Consider the following 17,608-nt stretch of genomic DNA (forward strand, 5'->3'; position numbering starts at 1 on the left):
ATTCGTCGTGCTGGGAGGCACCGTGACGCTGCACCCCGCGGTGCTGGACCGGCCGGACTCGTTCGCGGCCGTGTTGTTGGACATGGACGGCACCCTGGTGGACTCCGACGGCGCCGTCGAGCGCTCCTGGCGCACGTGGGCGCGGCGCTGGGGTGTCGACCCGCTCGCGGTGCTCGCCGTGATGACCGGACACCCCGCCGAGGCCACGGTGCGGCGCGTGCGCCCCGACCTCGACGAGGCGCTCGTCGCGATCGCGACGCGTGACCACCTGGAGCACGAGTACGTCGACCTCGACGACGTCGTCGCCGCGCCCGGCGCGGCAGAGCTCACCGCGGACCTGACCGCCACGTTCACCCCCTGGGCGGTCGTGACCAGCGCCGACACCCGCCTCGCCCGGGCCCGCCTCGGCACCGCCGGCCTCGAGTTCCCGGTGCTCGTCCCCCGCGACATGGTCGCGGCGGGCAAGCCGGACCCCGAGGGCTACCTCCGTGCCGCGGACTTCCTGGGCGTCGACCCCACCGACTGCCTCGTCGTCGAGGACACCCCGGTCGGGGTCGCCGCCGGCCGTGCCGCCGGGGCGACCGTCGCCGGGCTGCGCCGCTCGGCCGGCGGCGACGCCGACCTCGCGATCGACACCCTGCACGACGTCCTGACCCTGCTCTCCCGGGAGGTGACCGCGTGACCCCGCTGACCTCGACCGCTCCCGCGCCCGCGGCGGAGGCCCCGCGCCACAGCCCGGCCCGCGGCTCCCGCGTGCCCGCGGGCGTCAGCCTCGCCGCGCTCTCGCTCGGCGGGCTCGCCATCGGCACCACGGAGTTCGCGAGCATGGGCGTCCTGCCCGGTTTCGCCGCCGACCTCGGCGTCTCCGTGCCGGCCGCCGGCGCCGCGATCAGCGCCTACGCGCTCGGTGTGGTCGTCGGTGCCCCGCTCATCGCCCTCGTCGGCGCGCGCTGGCCGCGCAAGCACCTCGTGGTGGCGCTGGCGGTCTTCCTCGTCGTCGCCAACGCCCTGTCCGCACTGGCGCCGTCGTTCGTGCCGTTCGTCGCGCTACGCTTCCTCGCGGGCCTGCCGCACGGGGCGTACTTCGGCACCGCGGCCGTCCTCGGCGCGGCCCTCGTGCCCCCGGAACGGCGGGCACGCGCCCTCGCGACGGTGATGCTCGGGCTGACCATCGCCAACATCGTGGGCGTCCCCGCCGCGACCTGGCTCGGGGAGACGCTGGGCTGGCGCAGCGCCTACGTCGCGGTGACCGCGATCGCGCTGGTGACCGTGCTCGCCGTCGTCACCCTCGTGCCGAACCCGCGCGAGGCCGGCGGCGGCAGCATCCGCGGCGAGCTCACCGCGCTGACCCGCCCGCAGGTGTGGCTGACCCTCGGCGTGATCGCCGCCGGCTTCGGCGGGCTCTTCGCCGTCTACAGCTACATCAACCCGATCCTGACCAACCAGGCCGGCGTCGGGGCCACGACCGTGCCGCTCATGCTCGGCGCCCTCGGGGTCGGGATGACGATCGGCAACGTCGCGGGCGGCCGGTTCGCCGAGCGCGCCCCGCGGCGGACGATCGCCATCGCCCTCGCCGTGTACTCGATGGTGCTCGTGGCGTTCGTGTTCGCCGCGCACGACGCCCTGGCCGCCACCGTCGGCCTGTTCGCGCTCGGCTTCGTCGGCATGTCGGCGGGCCCGGCGCTCATGGGCCGGCTGATCGACTTCGCGGCCGAGGGCCCGTCGCTGGCCGCCGCCACCTTCCACTCGGCGTTCAACGTCGCCAACGCGGTCGGCGCCGCGCTCGGCGGGGTGGTGCTCGCCGCGGGGCTGGGCCTCGACGCCCCGGCCGCCGTCGGCGCCGCGCTGCCGCTGATCGGGCTCGTCGTGCTCGCGGTCTCGGTGGGGCTGGAGCGGCGCACCGCGCGCTGACCGGGCGCTCCCGCGGGGGTCCCGAGCCCGGTCGCACAACGCCCACGACCTCGTCGGCCAGGGGTGCGCGAGCCTCGCGCCCGTCGCCACCGCCCTCGGTGAGCCGGATCTCGACCTGGTCCTCGACGCGATGGCGTGCGCCGAGCCACTGGGGAGCACCGACGCCCCTGTGCTCCCGCGCGCGGTCGCCCGGATCTCGCTAACTCAGGGCCGCCACCACGTCCTCCAGCGGGACCTCGCGGCGCTCTCCGGACGCCCGGTCGGTGACCTCGACGACGCCGTGCGCCAGGCCCCGGCCCACGGTCACCAGGGTCGGCATCCCGAGCAGCTCGGCGTCGGCGAACTTGACCCCGGGCGAGGCCTTGCGGTCGTCGAGCAGGACCTCGAGGCCCGCCGCCGCGAGCCCGTCGGCGATCGTCGTGGCGGCCTCGGCCTGCGCCGGGTCCTTGCCCGCGATGACGATGTGCGCGGCGTACGGCGCGACCTCGACGGGCCAGACCAGGCCCTTCTCGTCCGCGTGCTGCTCGGTGATCGCCGCGACGGCCCGGGTGACGCCGACGCCGTAGGAGCCCATCGTCACGGTCACCGGCTTGCCGTCGGCGCCCAGCGCGGTGAGCCCGAGCGCCTCGGCGTACTTGCGGCCGAGCTGGAAGATGTGGCCCATCTCGATGCCGCGCGCGGCGACCAGCGGGCCGCCGCCGTCGGGCGAGGGGTCGCCCTCCCGGACCTCGGCGGCCTCGATCGTGCCGTCGGGGGTGAAGTCGCGGCCGGCGACGAGGTCGACGACGTGGCGGCCCTCCTCGTCGGCGCCGGTGACCCAGGCGGTGCCGGTGACGATCCGGGGGTCGACGAGGTAGCGCACCCCGTTCTTCGCCAGGCCGACCGGGCCGATGTAGCCCTTGGTCAGGAACGGGTTCGCGGCGAAGTCGGCGTCCTCGAGCAGCGCGACCTCCGCGGGTGCGACGGCGGCCTCGAGGCGCTTCATGTCCACCTCGCGGTCGCCGGGCACGCCCACGCCCAGCAGCGTCCACTCGCCCGCGCCGGGCAGCCGCGTCTTCACCATGACGTTCTTGAGGGTGTCGGCGGCGGTGAAGGTGCGCCCCAGCCCGAGGGTGTTGACGTGGTCGACGAGCGTCTCGATCGTCGGCGTGTCCGGGGTGTCGTGGACGACCGCCTCGGGCTTGTCATCCACCGGCTGCTCGGGCGGCGCCGGCGTCGTCACGGCCTCGACGTTGGCCGCGAAGCCGGTGGCGGGGCAGCGGACGTAGGTGTCCTCGCCGGCGTCGCAGGGCGCGAGGAACTCCTCCGACGCCGAGCCGCCCATCGCGCCCGACATCGCCGAGACGATCTGCACCTCGAGACCGAGGCGGGCGAAGATGCGCTGGTAGGCGACGCGGTGCGCGTCGTAGGAGTCCTTCAGGCCCTCGTCGGAGAGGTCGAACGAGTACGAGTCCTTCATCGTGAACTCGCGGCCGCGCAGGATGCCCGCTCGGGGCCGCTCCTCGTCGCGGTACTTCGTCTGCACCTGGTAGAGCGTCACCGGGAAGTCGCGGTAGGAGCTCGTCTCCCCCTTGACCATGAGGGTGAACAGCTCCTCGTGCGTGGGCCCGAGCAGGTAGTCGGCCTTCTTGCGGTCCTTGAGGCGGAACAGCGTGTCGCCGTACTCGGTCCAGCGTCCCGTCGCCTCGTAGGGCTCGCGGGGCAGCAGCGCCGGGAAGTGCACCTCCTGGGCCCCGATCGCGTCCATCTCCTCGCGGATCACGGCCTCGACGCGGCGCAGGACCTTCATGCCCAGCGGCAGCCACGAGTAGATGCCCGGCGCGACGCGGCGGACGTAGCCGGCGCGCACGAGGAGCTTGTGGCTGACGACCTCGGCGTCGGCCGGATCCTCGCGCAGCGTGCGCAGGAACAGACCCGACATCCGCGTGACGCCTCGTGCCATGTTCCGAGCGTAACGACGTGCCGGAAGCGGGTTGCCGGGCCGGTCCTCGTCCTGTTGCGGCGAACGCGCTCTCCGCTGCGTCCGGGCGCGCGAGGTCCGCGTTCACGGAGGCCGGAACCGCGTGATCGCTCCGGGTGCTCCGCCGAGCCGACGTGATCGGTCCGCGGGAGCACCGGGAGGGATCATCCACGCAGGAGGACGGCGTCCGGCTGCGCGGCGAGGACGTCACGGGGCTCGGCGTCGTCCGGTGGGACCACGACACCGCGCAGCACCGACGCCGGGGCCTCGGCCGCGCCGTGGACGACGAGGGCGACCTCGGCCGGCGCGGTCGCGCCGGCATCCGCGGCCGGGACGACGAGCAGCTTCTGCGGCAGGGCGGCCTGGCGGACGATCGCGGCGAGGCGGTCGGTCGTCGCGCCGACCTCCCCGGGCGGCAGCGGGGCGGGCGCATCGAGGGCGAGGCCGACGTCGGGCTCGTTCAGGAGGCGCTCCCAGGGGGCGATCGCGGCGACGACGCCGACGGGTCCGACCGGCACGGCGAGCAGCAGCACCTGCCGGTGGGCGCGGGTGACGGCGAGCCGCTGCCACGCGGCGGGCGCGTCGGCGGTGTCGCGCACGGGCAGCTCGAGGGCGGGCAGCACCGCACGGCCGGAGGCGGTGAACGGGGTGGCGGCGGCGTCGACGCGCTCCGCCGACTCCTCCGCGGGCGCCGCGGGGTCCACGCGGAGCGCGACGAGCCGCTGATCGGGCGCGATCGAGGTCCCGCCGCGCGGCAGCTCGGGGCGTGGCGCGTCCGGCGCCGCGGCGGCCGCCGCCGGGCTCTCGGTGGGCGGGTCGGGCTCAGAGGTCACCGCGCCACCGAGGGTGCTGACCAGCGCGAGCGCCAGGGCCACCAGGCGCGGGATGATCCACACCGCGGCCACGGCGACCACGGCCACGAGGAACGCCATCAGCACCCGGTGCCGCCGCCGCTTGCGGTCGGCCGCGGCGGCCTCCCGCGCCGCCGCCTCGCGCGCCGCCGCGTCCCGCGCCTGCGGGGGCGAGACGGCCTCGGCGCCCGGGACCGTGGTCACCCGGCTGAGCCGCTCGAGGCGCTCCCGCTCCTCCCGCTCGCGACGCTCCCGCTCGGCGCGCTCCTCCCGCTCACGACGGGCCTGCTCCTGACGGGCCGCGACACGACGCTCCTGCTCCGCGCGCTGCCGCTCCCGGCGCTCGCGGTGGATGCGCTCCTGCTCGGCCCTCTCTCGTTGCAGCCGCTCGACGCGCTCCCGTTCCGCGCGGTCGCGGTCCTCCTGCTCGCGCTGCTCCCGCTCCGCGCGTTCGCGTTCCTCGCGCTCCCGGCGTTCCTGCTCGGCCTGCTCCCGCTCGGCCCGTTCCCGCTCGGCCCGTTCCCGCTCGGCCCGTTCCCGCTCGGCCCGTTCCCGCTGCTCCTGTTCGGCGCGCTCCCGTTCCGCGCGCTCCCGCTCCTCGCGCTCCCGTTCGGCGCGCTCCCGCTCCTCGCGCTCGGCGCGCTCCCGCTCCCCCCGGGCCACGTCGCCCGCTGCGTCGCCCGCTCCGTTGCCCGCACCGTCGCCCTGACCGTCGCCCGGACCGTCCTCGAGAGCGCTGCGCGGCACGGGGGCGACCGTCACCTCGTCCGGTCCGCCCCAGACGTCCACACCGGTCTCGGTGTCCTCACGTCGCCACCACCGGGTCGCCACCCCCACGCGGCCACCTCCCCTCCGCCGCCGGGGCGTCACCCGGCCTCCCACGGCGCGCGGAGCCACGGTAGGGGGGCGACCAGCGGAAACCGGCGCGCCTCAGCCCGACACGCGGGAGGCGTTCGTCGCACCACCCGTACCACCCGCACCAGGGGCACCGGACGGATCAGGACAGTCCGAGCACCGCGAGCGCCGTCCGTGCCGCGTCTCCGCCGGAGTCCTCGGCGATCGCCAGCGCGCCCGGGACGTCGAGGTCGTCGAGCAGCCGCTCCATCACCGCACCCGCCGCGGCCCCGTCGAACGCGCCCACGTCGTGGCGGGCAGCCGCACCGTAGAGCCGTTCGAGCCGGGCCGCGGCGGCGTCCAGCGCGCCCCGCTCGACGTCCCAGGCCCGCGCCCACGGCCGGTCGAGCAGCAGCAGCCGCACGGCCGCCGCCGGGTGGGTCTCGAGCAGCTCGCCGACGAGCAGCAGGTTGCCCGCCGACTTCGCCATCTTCTGCCCGTCGACGCGCACCGTCCCGACGTGCAGCCGGGCCCGGGCGAAAGGCCGCACCCCCGTGAGGGCCTCGGCCATGGCGGCCTGGTGGGTGTGGTGGGGGTGGCGCAGGTCGGCGCCGCCGATGTGCAGGTCCACGGCCGGCCCGAGCACGGTCAGCGCCATCGCGGCGCACTCCGCGTGCCAGCCCGGCCGCCCGTCACCCCAGGGGCTGGGCCACGCGGCCTCCCCCGGCGTCGCCGGCCGCCAGACCAGCGCGTCGTCGGGGTGATCGGCCGCGGGCCAGGGCGCCTCGCTGGACGTCTCGTCCGGGTCGGCGGGCGCCTCCGGCGCCTCGATCTGGCCGGCGCGGAACAGCACCGCCCCGTCCCGTTCGTACGCCGCGCCCCGCTCGACCAGCGCCGACGCGAGGGCGACGACGCCATCGACGTGGTTGTGGGCGCGGGGCTCGTGGGTGGGGGCACGGACGCCGAGCGCGGCCATGTCCCGGTCGAAGCGGAACTGCCCGACCGCGGCGAAGCTGTCGAACCGGGCACCCGCCCGCTCGGCGGCGGCGTCGAGGACGTCGTCGACGTCGGTGACGTTGCGGCAGCTGACGACCTCGACCCCGACGCGGCGCAGCACGCGTGCCGCGACGTCGGCCCACACGAACGTCGCCGCGTGGCCGAGGTGGGTGGTGTCGTAGGGGGTGATGCCGCAGACGTAGGCCCGAGCCCGTCCGACGAGGGGCAGCGGCGCGCCGGCCAGGCGCAGCGAGGGGCTCACGAGCGGCCCCCACCGGTGCGACGGCCCGCCCGGCGCCACTGCATCATCCGTCCGAGGCCGGGGATGGCGAGCAGCAGCACCCCGGCGATCGCGGCGAACAGGAGCCAGATGCCCAGGGGCAGCGTGCCCTCGAGCCCGAGGAACACCACGCGGGCGGGCTCCAGGTTCTGCAGGATGAAGATCAGCAGGAACACGAGCACGACGGCTCCGAGGATGAGCCCGATCCACGTCCCGCCGATCCGTGTGCGCCCCGGCGACACCCGGGCCCGCGGGCGGGCGGCGGCCGCTCCGTCGGGGATCGTCGGCCGCTCGGCGGGTGGGGTCCGCTCGCCGGCGTCCGGGTCGGTCCGTGCCACCGCGCCGGTGCCGGGACTGGTGGGCCCGTCGGCGGGCGACGGCGCACCGTAGCGGGACTGCTCGCTCATGGGCACATCCTCCCGCGTCACGAGCCCGGACGTGAGTCCCATCGGGTCACGCCACGCCGCGGAGGGACCGGTCAGCGCGCCACCGCCACCGTGACACCCCGGCCGCGCTGCTTCGGGGTCACCAGCACGCCCTCGCCGACCTCGCGGGCGGCCAGGATCGCGGCCGCCTCGGCGACGCTGCCGGTGCCGGTGAGGCGGCGCACCACCGGGGAGGGGTGCGGGACGTCGACGGTGTCGAGCACGGCGGCCGGGTAGACCCGCAGGAGCCGGTCGCCGGCCAGGGCGGCGACCGCGGGTTCCCCGGCGCGGATGTCGATCGTGGCGACGACCGCGAACCCGTCGAGCCCCAGCGCGTCGACCGCGTCGGCCAGGTGGGCGAGCGGCGTGCCCGGCTCGATCCCCACGCCGAGGACCAGCATCTACGGCGTGGTGAGCGCGTCGAGGATCTCCGCCACGTGGTCCTGGATCGACAGGTGCCCGACGCCGGGCAGGCGGTGGATCCGCGCGACGCCGTCGGGGAGGCGGGACGCGATGTCCTCGGCGTGGTGCATCGGCACCATGCCGTCCTCCTCGCCCTGGAAGATCTCCACGGGTGTCGTCACCGCGGACCAGTCGAGGTGCCAGGCGCTCGCCCACAGCCGGTACTCGTCCATGACGCCCGCGGGACCCTGGCGCAGGGCCTCGACGAAGAACGCCATCTCCTCGCCCGGGGGCCGGCGGGCGAGGAACTCGCGGTCCGGCGCCGAGAGCTCGGAGGAGACCTGGTCGACCGCGGACGAGGGCGCGGCCTGCGTGGCCCACTTCTGGAAGCGCAGCAGGAGCGCCTCGCGGTGGGGGTGCTCCTCGACGAGACGGACCGCGTCGAGGTCGGACTTCGCGAGCCCCTCGCGGGCGCCGGGGCGGTCGTCGATCGGCCCGGCGCCGGCCATGAGCGCGGTGCCGGTGACGCGCGGGCCGCAGCCGGCGGCGCAGGACAGCGCGAACGGCCCGCCCGCGGAGTAGCCCAGCGTGGCGAACCGGTCGATCCCCAGCACGTCGGCCAGCGCGAGGATCTCCCCCGCGTAGCCGGCGACGGTGCGTCCGGGCAGGGGGTCGGAGGCGCCGATGCCGCCGCGGTCGGGGCAGAGGACCCGCAGGCCCCGCGCACGTGCCGGGGCGTCGGTGAACTCCTTGCCCACGCGGCTGTCGGGGGTGCCGTGGAACAGGAACACGGGTGCCCCGTCGGGGTCGCCGTGCTCGACGAGGGCGACGGTGCGTCCGTCGACGGTGACGCGGCGATCGGTCACGAGGGCCTCCGGCCAGGTGAGTGATCTGATTCACTGTGACGACCCGTACCACTCAGGTGGCGGAGCCATCGAGCGACACCCCCCGGACGCCCCGCGGGGTGGGTGTGCAGATAGGACGCGTGGACGCCGCCGGCGACGAAGCCCTCGGGGTCGGCGCCGTCCCAGCGCCAGGCGGCGGCACTCCCCGCCCGCGGCGAGGTCACCGTCCGGTGGAACTCGTGCCCGGTGACCGTCTCGCCCGCGGCGGCCAGCGGGGAGTCCGCGCAGGCGGTCGCCGTGCGGTAGCCCAGGGCCAGGCGGGAGCCCATCGCGGCGTCCGCGCCGAGCACCCCGCACATGGGCGCGCCGTCGAGCGACCGGGACAGGTACAGCAGCCCGCCGCACTCCGCGTGCACCGGCGCGCCCGACGCCGCGAGCGCCGCGACGGCCGCGCGCAGCGGGGCGTTGGCGCTCAGCGCGTCGGCGTGCTCCTCGGGAAAGCCGCCCGGCAGGACGAGGCCGGCGGTGCCCGGTGGCAGCGCCTCGTCGTGCACGGGGTCGACGGTGACGACGTCCGCGCCGGCGGCCGCCAGCAGTTCGCCGTGCTCGGGGTAGCCGAACGTGAACGCCGCCCCGCCGGCCACCGCGACCACGGGCGCGCCGGGGACGGGCTCGCCGACCGCGTGGACCGGGTCCCACGCGACCGCCGGGCTCGCGGGCGCCGCGCGGGCCAGGGCGGCGACGGCGTCGAGGTCGACGTGGGCGGCCACCAGCGCGGCCATCGCGTCGACCGCCGCCCGCGCCGCGCCCCCGTGCTCGGCGGCGGTGACCAGGCCCAGGTGACGCGACGGGACGGCCAGCTCCGCGCGGCGCGGCAGCACCCCGAGCACCGGCAGCCCGACCTCGTCGCACGCGGCCCGCAGCACCTGCTCGTGGCGGGCCGAGCCGACGCGGTTGAGCACCACCCCGCCCGGCCGCACGCGGGGGTCGAAGGCGCGGAACCCGGCCAGCAGCGCGGCCACCGATCGCGACTGGCCCCGCGCGTCGACGACCAGCACCACCGGCGCGTCGAGCAGGCGGGCGACGTGGGCGGTGGAGCCGTCGCGGTCGGGGTCGGCGTCGATCCGCCCGTCGAACAGGCCCATCACGCCCTCGACGACGGCGAGGTCCGCGCCGCGGGCACCGTGGACGACGAGGCCGGGCAGCGTCGCGGGGTCGACGAGGACGGGGTCGAGGTTGCGGCCGGGACGCCCGGCGGCGAGCGCGTGGTAGCCCGGGTCGACGTAGTCGGGGCCGACCTTGAACGGCGCGACGGCGGCGCCCCGGGCCGCGAGGGCTCCGAGCAGGCCGGTCGCGACCGTGGTCTTGCCGCTGCCCGACGACGGGGCGGCGATCACCACCCGGGGCGGGAGCGCTACCACTCGATCACCACTCGATGCCCTTCTGCCCCTTCTGCCCCGCGTCCATGGGGTGCTTGACCTTGGTCATTTCGGTGACCAGGTCGGCGGCGTCGACCAGCGCCGGCGGGGCGTCGCGGCCGGTGACGACGACGTGCTGGTAGCCGGGCCGCGCCCGGAACACCTCGACGACCTCGTCCGTGTCGATCCAGCCCCACTTCAGCGGGTAGGTGAACTCGTCGAGGACGTAGAAGTCGTGGGCCCCCGCCTCGAGCCGGCGCCGGATCTCCGCCCAGCCCTCGCGGGCCGCCGCCGCGTGGTCCTCCTCGGAGCCCTGCTTGCGCGACCACGACCAGCCCTCGCCCATCTTGTGCCACTCGACGGGCCCGCCCTGGCCGGTGTCGCGGTGGAGGTCGCCGAGGGCGCGCAGCGCGGTCTCCTCGCCCACCCGCCACTTCGCCGACTTGACGAACTGGAACACCGCGATCGACGACCCGGCGGTCCACTGGCGCAGCGCGAGCCCGAAGGCCGCGGTCGACTTGCCCTTGTTGACCCCGGTGTGCACGACGAGCAGCGGGCGACGCCGACGCTGCCGCGTCGTCAGCCCGTCCTGCGGGACCGTCGCCGGAACCCCCTGCGGCACGCTCTGCCTCCTTCGTCGGCACGTGCGCGATCTTCTGAGCTATAGCCCGGAAGATTGCTCACGAGGCCCGGAACTGCTCCACCACACCGGCGACCGACTCGCCGGTGAGGTCGTCGAGGGTGACCACCGTGCCCCCGGCCGTCGCGGCCAGGCGCCCGGCGAGGCACAGGCGCACGGGCCCGGACTCGCAGTCGACGACGACCGTGCTCATGCTCGCGCCCCGCCCTGCCGCGCCCGCGTCGCGCGCGAGCCCCCGCGCGGCGTCGAGGGCGGCGTCGAGGCCGCCGGACGCGGTCGCGCGCCCGTCGGTGAGGACGACGAGCAGCCCCCGCCGACGCGGGTCCCGGGTGCGCTCGGTGCGCAGCACGGCCCGCGCCGTGCGCAGCCCGTCGGCCAGCGGCGTGCGGCCACCCGTGCGCAGGTCGTGCAGGCGCGCGTGGGCCGTGTGCACCGAGGTCGTCGGCGGCAGGGCGACGGTCGCCGCCGACCCGCGGAACGTCACCACGCCCACCCGGTCACGCCGCTGGTAGGCGTCACGCAACAGGGCGGCGACGGCCCCGGTGACCGCGCTCATCCGCCGGCGCGCGGCCATCGAGCCCGACGCGTCGACGCAGAACAGCACGAGGTTGCCCTCCCGCCCCTCGCGCACGGCGTGGCGAAGGTCGGCCCGGCCCACCCGCGCGCCGCGCCCGGCGGCGGCCAGCACGGTGGCCGGGACGTGGAGCGTGGTCTCCTCGCGCGCCTCGGGCACCGTGCGCACCGTCCGGCCCCGCCGGCCCCGGGCCCGCGAGCGGCGCCCCGGGGCGCCCTCGCCCGTGCCGCGGACCTCGAAGCGCCGCGCGCGCAACCGCGTCCGCGCCGGCGCGCCCACCGGTACGCCGGCCGGCTCGGGCTCCTCGCGGCCGCCGCCCTCCGACGGGGTGCCGGTGTCGCCGTTCGTGCCCGCCGGCGAGCCCCCGGCGCCGTCGGTGGGCGGCGCGGCACCCCCGCCGGGGCCACCGTCGGGCCCGCCACCGTCGGGCCCGCCACCGTCGGGCCCGCCACCGTCGGGACCGCCGCCGTCGGGACCGCCGCCGTCACCCGGCCCGCCCTCGGGAGGCTCGGGTGGATCGGGCGGCTCCTCGGCCGCCTCCTCGTCGGCCCTCTCCATCGCCCGGTCGAGCTCGTCCTCGCCGAGGTGGGGCTCGTCGAACGGGTCACGGCGGCGCCGGTGCGGCAGGGCCAGCCGGGCGGCCGCACGCACGTCCGAGGCGTCGACGGCGTCGGCCCCGCGCCAGGCGGCGTGCGCGACGGCCGTCCGGGCGAGGACCACGTCGGCGCGCATCCCGTCCACCTCGACCTCGGCGCACAGCGCGGAGATCCGCACGAGCTCGGCGTCCGGCAGCGCCACGGACGCCAGGCGGGCGCGGGCGTCGACCAGCCGGGCGCGCAGCGCGTCGTCGTCGGTGGCGAAGCGGGCCGCGAACCGCTCGGGGTCGGCGTCGTGCGCCAGGCGCCGGCGCACGACCTCGGTGCGCTCGCCGACGTCCCGCGAGGCCGCGACGTGCACGGTGAGACCGAAGCGGTCGAGCAGCTGCGGGCGCAGCTCGCCCTCCTCCGGGTTCATGGTCCCGACCAGCAGGAACGCCGCCGGGTGGGTCAGCGAGACACCGTCGCGCTCGACGTGGGCACGCCCGGTGGCGGCGGCGTCGAGGAGGAGGTCGACGAGGTGGTCGTGCAGCAGGTTGACCTCGTCGACGTAGAGCACGCCCCGGTGCGCCGCGGCGAGCAGTCCGGGCCGCACCGTGGCCCGGCCGTGGGCGAGGACCTCCTCAAGGTCGAGCGACCCGATCACCCGGTCCTCCGAGGCGCCGACGGGCAGCTCGACCAGCCGCGCCGGGCGCCGCTCGCGGGGCGCGTCGGCGGGGAACGGGCCGTCGGGGCTCTGCTCGCCGGCATCCGCGTCGACCGAGAACCGGTCACCGACGACGACCTCGACCGGCGGCAGCAGCGTCGCGAGCGCGCGCACGACGGTCGTCTTCGCGGTGCCCTTCTCCCCGCGCACCAGTACGCCGCCGATGCCCGGGTCGACCGCGGTGAGCATGAGGGCCAGACGCAGGTCCTCGTGGCCGACCACGGCCGAGAACGGGAAGCCCAACAGGTGTCCTCACGGTTGGCGGCGACGGAGCGGAGCGGGACTCGATCCGTCGGCGGGTGCGGGGTCGGCCGACCCTAACCCACGACATCTGAGCGGTCGCTGAGATGAGCGCGACCTCAGACCCCCAGGACGAACACCCGGTCCGCCCGCCAGTGATCCGAACCGGGCGGTAGCTCCCGGAGATGGCGGCAGACGTACTCCCCCGAGCTGCCGTCGACCTCCACGGGACCACGGATCACCCACGAACGGTCCGGATACAGCCTCTCGGTGGAGTCCTGGTCCGAGAAGTCCGTGTCGGCCGTGTCCGGGAGCTCGTCGAGCACGAGGGCCTGGCAGGCGTTGCGCGCGGTCGAGCTCCGCGGGCTCGGGTCGTCCGCGAAGCCCGGGGAGACGTCGAACACGCCGGCGAGGTAGAGGATGACGAGGCCGATCAGCGCCGTGACCGAGGCGCCGACCATCACGTCGAACGCCCGGGTCCCGGGACGGCGGTGCCCTCGCTCACCCACCGAGGTAGCGCTCCACATCGGGACCCTCGCGCAGCCGGGCCCCGACCGGCAAACCCGCGAGCGAATCCAACATCGCTTTCACGGGCGGCGGGCCGTGGGTGCCGCCCGGCGCGCCACCGCGGTGCGGGACCCGGACCGGGGGCCTGGCCCGGGTCCCGCCACCGTCTCGCCGGACCGGCCTGCCCGCCGGTCCGTACGCCTCCCCGTGAGCTCACGTGAGCTGGGCCCGCAGCGCGTCGCTCACCGCAGCGATGCGGACGTAGTAGCCGGGCCGGCCGGCGCGGGCACAGCCGTCCCCGAAGGACGTCACCCCGATCAGCTTCCCGGCGGCCACGAGCGGGCCACCCGAGTCGCCCTGGCACGAGTCGACGCCGCCCCGGTCGAAACCCGCGCAGGTCAGACGACCCGCGTCGAAGGTCCGGTCGCCGGCCCGGCAGTACTCGTCGTCGCGCATCGGCACGGTCGCGGTCAACAGGTACCGCGAGGGCGCCCCGTTCTCCGCCGTCGCACCCCAGCCGTAGATCTGGGCCGCCCGCCCGTCGGCGTACAGCGCCTCGTCGCCCGGGCCGGCCAGCGGAAGCGGGGTGCGCGTGCTCGGGGTCGCCAGCGTCAGCACCGCGAGGTCCGTGCCCTGCCCCACGCCCTCGAACTCCGGGCTGATCCACGCCGAGGTGACCGCCGAGGTCTCCCCCGCCGTCGACTCCTTGTCGTCGCGCCCGGCCACCACCCGGACCTGCGACGCGGTCGTCGTCGCCATGCAGTGCGCGGCGGTGACGACCTTCGTCGGCGTGACGAGGGTGCCGCCGCAGAACTGGAAGCCCGCCGCGTCGGTGAGGAACACCGCCCACGGGTGCTCGTCGGTGGTGGTGCGCGCCCCGCCGACCACGCGGACCCCGGCCTCGACGACGAGCCCCTCACCCGACCCGCCGTCGGGACCGTCGCCCGTCCCCGGGGGCGTCACGACGACCGCCCACGCACCGGTCGCCCCGGCGAGCCCGAGCAGCAGCGCCACACCGGCGAGCACGAGGGTGCGTCCGGCCACGGTCAGCCCGCGCCGCGCGCTGTTCCTCATCCGTCCTGCCCCTCCGCTCGCCACCGTTCGGCGCCCTTCCCGAAGGGCCTTTCGGCCCAGCGGTCATCTGCCGTCGGCGGGAGACGACAGCAGCCGTCCGGACCTCGGACAAGGCGAGGAGGAGAAGGTTCGCCCCGCCGAGCGACGGTGAGCGGTCGACTTTCGTCGACAAACGTCACCATGGAGTGGTGCGGGGGCGGTGAGCGGTCCGGATCGGCCGACGAGTGGTCGATGACCGGACCGTTCGTCGCGGCGGGCGGCGAAGCTCCCGGGAGGGCGCCGTCGGCGTCCACGCCCCGCAGGCGCCACGGGCGCCGTCTACCGTGGACGGGTGCCCCACCACGACCTCGTCATCATCGGCACCGGCTCGGGCAACTCGATCCCGGACGAGCGGTACGCGGAGATGGACGTGGCGATCGTCGAGCACGGCGTGTTCGGCGGGACGTGCCTCAACGTGGGGTGCATCCCGACGAAGATGTACGTCTACGCCGCCGACGTGGCCGAGACGATCCGCCGCGCGAGCACCTACGGCCTGGACGCGAGCATCGACAAGGTCCGCTGGGCCGACATCCGTGACCGGGTGTTCGGGCGCATCGACCCGATCGCCGCGGGCGGGCAGCGCTACCGCCAGCACGAGCAGGCCAACACGACGGTCTACCTCGGCCACGCGCGCTTCACCGGCGAGCGGGCCCTCGAGGTCGCGCCCACCGACGGGGGCGCTCCCACGACGATCACCGGCGATCGCGTCGTCGTCGCGGCGGGCGCGCGCCCCGACGTCCCCGAGAGCATCGCCACCAGCGGGGTGCCGTACCACACCTCGGACACCGTGATGCGGCTCGACGAGGTCCCGCGGCGGCTGACGATCATCGGCGGGGGCTACATCGCGGCCGAGTTCGCCCACGTGTTCTCCGCGCTGGGCGCCGAGGTCACCATGGCCACCCGCGGCCCGGCGCTGCTGCGCGACCAGGACGAGGAGATCTCCGCGCGGTTCACCGCCCTGGCCCGGCAGCGCTGGAACGTCCTGCTCGAGGCCGCGCCCTCCGCCCCGCCGGAGCAGCGGGCCGACGGCACGATCGTCACCCACTCCCGCCACGGCGCGGTCGAGGCCGACGTCCTGCTCGTCGCCACCGGCCGCGTCCCCAACAGCGACACCCTCGACGCGGCCGCCGGCGGCCTGGCGCTGCACACCGACGGGCGGATCGCCGTCGACGAGCAGCAGCGCACCTCGGTGCCCGGTGTGTGGGCGCTGGGCGACATCAGCTCCGCCCACCAGCTCAAGCACGTCGCCAACCACGAGGCGGCGGTGGTGCGGCACAACCTGCTCCACCCCGAGGCCCCGCGGCGCACGGACAACGCCCACGTTCCCGCGGCGGTGTTCACCGACCCGCAGATCGCGACGATCGGGCTGCGCGAGCAGGACTGCCGCGCCCGCGGCATCCCCTACGTCACCAAGGTGCAGAACTACGGCGACGTCGCCTTCGGCTGGGCGATGGAAGACACCAGCGGCGTCTGCAAGGTCATCGCCCGTCCGGACGGCACCCTCCTCGGCGCCCACCTCATGGGCCCCGAGGCCTCGACGCTGGTGCAGCCGCTGATCCAGGCCATCACCTTCGGCCTCGACGCCCGGACCATGGCCGAGAAGCAGTACTGGATCCACCCGGCGTTGCCCGAGGTCATCGAGAACGCCCTGCTCGGCCTGCCGCTGGCGGCGGGCTGAGCCGGTCCGGCGGTCAGGGGAACAGCGGGTCGTCGGGCTGGCAGACGGTCCCCGGCGGCGGTGTCGCGAGGTCGACGAGATAGCGCACGCGCGCGGCGTCGACGCACGCGCTGGGGTCCTGGTAGGTCGGGTGGCCGTACCCCTCCGAGGTGAGCAGGACGGCGTTGCCCAGGGCGCGCTCGGTGGCCTGGGCGTTGCGGTACCCCGTCGCGGGGTCGTGCCGGTTGTTGATCAGCAGGATCGGCGCCTCGGTCCGGGCGTCCCACGGCCCGGAGTAGCGATCAGCGCCCTGGACCGGCCATCCGGAGGCGCACGGCGCCCACAGCCACCATCCGAGCACCGGCCCCCACAGCGTACTGCTGCGGGTGAACTCCGGGAGCACCGCGGGCCAGTCGGTGGAAGGCCGTCGGGCGGGACCGTCGAGGCAGGAGATGGCCGACGACGTGGTGGCGGAGCCGTAGGCCTCGGGCGTCGCCATCTGCCGTGCCGCGGTCTCCAGGCCGGAGGCGTCCCCGCCCGCGGCGGCGTCGAGGTCCGCCGCGAACTGCGGGTACTGCTCGGGGACCCGGATCGGGTTGAAGGTCGAGGTCAGCAGCTCGCCGTAGTGGAGCTCGCCGGGCGGATCCGCGTGCGGGGCGGGGATCGGCGCCCGGCGCGCCGCGTCGAAGAGCCGGGCCACGCGCTGGTCGACCGTCTCGGGGTGGCGCGCCAGCGCGCAGCGGGCGGGACCCGCGGCCTGGCACGCGGCGCGGAACGCGGCGAACACCTCGTCGGTGTGGGCGACACCCGCCACGGTCCGGGCCTCGGCGCTCGTGGTGTCCGCGGCGGCGTCCATGAGGCCGTCGAGCATCATCGCCCGCACCCGGTCGGGGAACAGGTTCGCGTAGGTCTGGCCGATGAGGGTCCCGTAGGACAGGCCGACGTAGGTCAGCTCCCGGTCGCCGACCGCGACCCGCAGTGCCTCGAGGTCGCGGGCGGTGTCCGCGGTGGAGATGTGGTCGAGCAGCTCCCCGCTCACCTCGCCGCACCGGCGCGCGAGATCGACGGTCCGCTGCTGGTAGGCCGCCGACTCCGCCTCGGTGCTCGGCACGGTGACCCCGCCCCAGAACTCCGCCGCGGCCGCACCGGAGGTGAAGCACTCCACCGGCGAGCTCGCGTTCGTACCGCGGGGATCCCAGCCCACGATGTCGAAGCGGCCACCGCCCCACCGGTCGAAGTCTGAGCCCCCGCCCTCCACCAGCTCGACGCCGCTCTGGCCCGGCCCACCCGGGTTGACCAGCATCGACCCGATCCGCTCCTGCGGCCTGCTCGCGAGGTGGCGGATGACTGCGAGGTCGATGCGCCGACCGCCGGGCCGGCTCCAGTCCAGCGGCACCGACACCGTGGCGCACTGCAGCTCCGGATCGTCGTCGTTCGGCGGCGCGCAGGCCCGCCAGGCGATGCCCGGAGGCGCCGTACCCGCCGGCGCGGTGCTCGCCGGCGCCGCCCCCGCCTGCTGCGTCGCCGGAACGCACGCCGCCGACACCAACGCGACGCACGCCACCGCCACCACCCACCGGACCGGACGCTGATGACGACGAAGATCGTCACTTTCGGTCATCGCGCACCACCCGATCGGGGGACAATGGCGCC

General features: G+C 76.1%; 15 protein-coding genes. 3 read left to right on the forward strand and 12 right to left on the reverse strand.

Annotated elements, in window-relative coordinates:
- Window positions 1-7 precede the first annotated feature (7 nt).
- The gene (locus C8D89_RS01525; protein WP_243417700.1) at window positions 8-682 is read left to right on the forward strand and encodes an HAD-IA family hydrolase; all 675 of its coding nucleotides are present in this window, start codon (window positions 8-10) and stop codon (window positions 680-682) included.
- On the forward strand, window positions 679-1,911 hold the full coding sequence (locus C8D89_RS01530; protein WP_243417702.1) for an MFS transporter: 1,233 nt from the start codon (window positions 679-681) through the stop codon (window positions 1,909-1,911). The genes C8D89_RS01525 and C8D89_RS01530 overlap by 4 nt, the downstream gene beginning before the upstream one ends.
- Before the next feature lie 199 nt (window positions 1,912-2,110).
- Here the strand turns inward: C8D89_RS01530 and C8D89_RS01535 are convergent, their stop codons facing one another.
- The 11 genes from C8D89_RS01535 to C8D89_RS01585 form a co-directional block, all read right to left on the reverse strand.
- Complete coding sequence (locus tag C8D89_RS01535) at window positions 2,111-3,853, reverse strand: proline--tRNA ligase (RefSeq protein WP_116706295.1); 1,743 nt, start codon at window positions 3,851-3,853, stop codon at window positions 2,111-2,113.
- A 182-nt stretch (window positions 3,854-4,035) separates the two neighbouring features.
- Window positions 4,036-5,559 (reverse strand): hypothetical protein, encoded by a 1,524-nt coding sequence (locus C8D89_RS01540; protein WP_116706296.1) that lies wholly within the window; start codon window positions 5,557-5,559, stop codon window positions 4,036-4,038.
- Window positions 5,560-5,719: 160 nt separating this feature from the next.
- Window positions 5,720-6,814 (reverse strand): cysteine--tRNA ligase, encoded by a 1,095-nt coding sequence (locus C8D89_RS01545; protein WP_116706847.1) that lies wholly within the window; start codon window positions 6,812-6,814, stop codon window positions 5,720-5,722.
- Window positions 6,811-7,239, reverse strand: a complete 429-nt coding sequence (locus tag C8D89_RS01550) for a LapA family protein (RefSeq protein ID WP_116706297.1) — start codon at window positions 7,237-7,239, stop codon at window positions 6,811-6,813. The genes C8D89_RS01545 and C8D89_RS01550 overlap by 4 nt, the downstream gene beginning before the upstream one ends.
- A gap of 71 nt (window positions 7,240-7,310) precedes the next feature.
- Window positions 7,311-7,658, reverse strand: a complete 348-nt coding sequence (locus tag C8D89_RS01555; RefSeq protein ID WP_116706298.1) for a cobalamin biosynthesis protein — start codon at window positions 7,656-7,658, stop codon at window positions 7,311-7,313.
- On the reverse strand, window positions 7,659-8,525 hold the full coding sequence (locus C8D89_RS01560) for an alpha/beta fold hydrolase (RefSeq protein WP_165825499.1): 867 nt from the start codon (window positions 8,523-8,525) through the stop codon (window positions 7,659-7,661).
- Window positions 8,522-9,925, reverse strand: a complete 1,404-nt coding sequence (locus tag C8D89_RS01565; RefSeq protein ID WP_116706300.1) for a cobyrinic acid a,c-diamide synthase CobB — start codon at window positions 9,923-9,925, stop codon at window positions 8,522-8,524. The genes C8D89_RS01560 and C8D89_RS01565 overlap by 4 nt, the downstream gene beginning before the upstream one ends.
- A 4-nt stretch (window positions 9,926-9,929) precedes the next feature.
- A complete protein-coding gene (gene cobO / locus C8D89_RS01570) occupies window positions 9,930-10,544 on the reverse strand; it encodes a cob(I)yrinic acid a,c-diamide adenosyltransferase (protein WP_116706301.1) in 615 nt (204 codons plus the stop codon).
- Between the two features lie 58 nt (window positions 10,545-10,602).
- Window positions 10,603-12,627 (reverse strand): VWA domain-containing protein, encoded by a 2,025-nt coding sequence (locus tag C8D89_RS01575; protein WP_116706848.1) that lies wholly within the window; start codon window positions 12,625-12,627, stop codon window positions 10,603-10,605.
- Window positions 12,628-12,797: 170 nt separating this feature from the next.
- Window positions 12,798-13,187, reverse strand: coding sequence for a hypothetical protein (locus C8D89_RS01580; RefSeq protein ID WP_116706302.1), 390 nt, complete (start codon window positions 13,185-13,187; stop codon window positions 12,798-12,800).
- Window positions 13,188-13,398: 211 nt separating this feature from the next.
- Entirely contained in the window at window positions 13,399-14,259 is an 861-nt protein-coding gene (locus C8D89_RS01585; protein ID WP_116706303.1) for a S1 family peptidase, read from the reverse strand.
- Window positions 14,260-14,590: 331 nt separating this feature from the next.
- On the opposite strand from C8D89_RS01585, the gene C8D89_RS01590 reads away from it, so the two are divergent.
- Window positions 14,591-15,976 carry a mycothione reductase gene (locus C8D89_RS01590; RefSeq protein ID WP_116706304.1) on the forward strand — a complete coding sequence of 462 codons (1,386 nt, stop codon included), beginning with the start codon at window positions 14,591-14,593 and terminating at the stop codon, window positions 15,974-15,976.
- Window positions 15,977-15,989: 13 nt separating this feature from the next.
- On the opposite strand, the gene C8D89_RS01595 is transcribed toward C8D89_RS01590, so the two are convergent.
- Window positions 15,990-17,576: an alpha/beta hydrolase gene (locus tag C8D89_RS01595; RefSeq protein ID WP_116706305.1), complete on the reverse strand. Its 1,587-nt coding sequence runs from the start codon at window positions 17,574-17,576 to the stop codon at window positions 15,990-15,992.
- Between the last annotated feature and the right edge of the window lie 32 nt (window positions 17,577-17,608).

Source organism: Actinomycetospora cinnamomea, from assembly GCF_003096675.1.
GTDB classification, from domain to species: Bacteria; Actinomycetota; Actinomycetes; order Mycobacteriales; family Pseudonocardiaceae; genus Actinomycetospora; species Actinomycetospora cinnamomea.

Coding starts and splice junctions, on each gene's coding strand:
- C8D89_RS01535 (WP_116706295.1), bottom strand. CDS start 3,853: ATGGCACGAGGCGTCACGCGGATGTCGGGTCTGTTCCTGCGCACGCTG.
- C8D89_RS01550 (WP_116706297.1), bottom strand. CDS start 7,239: ATGAGCGAGCAGTCCCGCTACGGTGCGCCGTCGCCCGCCGACGGGCCC.
- C8D89_RS01555 (WP_116706298.1), bottom strand. CDS start 7,658: ATGCTGGTCCTCGGCGTGGGGATCGAGCCGGGCACGCCGCTCGCCCAC.
- C8D89_RS01575 (WP_116706848.1), bottom strand. CDS start 12,627: ATGCTCACCGCGGTCGACCCGGGCATCGGCGGCGTACTGGTGCGCGGG.
- C8D89_RS01585 (WP_116706303.1), bottom strand. CDS start 14,259: ATGAGGAACAGCGCGCGGCGCGGGCTGACCGTGGCCGGACGCACCCTC.
- C8D89_RS01595 (WP_116706305.1), bottom strand. CDS start 17,576: ATGACCGAAAGTGACGATCTTCGTCGTCATCAGCGTCCGGTCCGGTGG.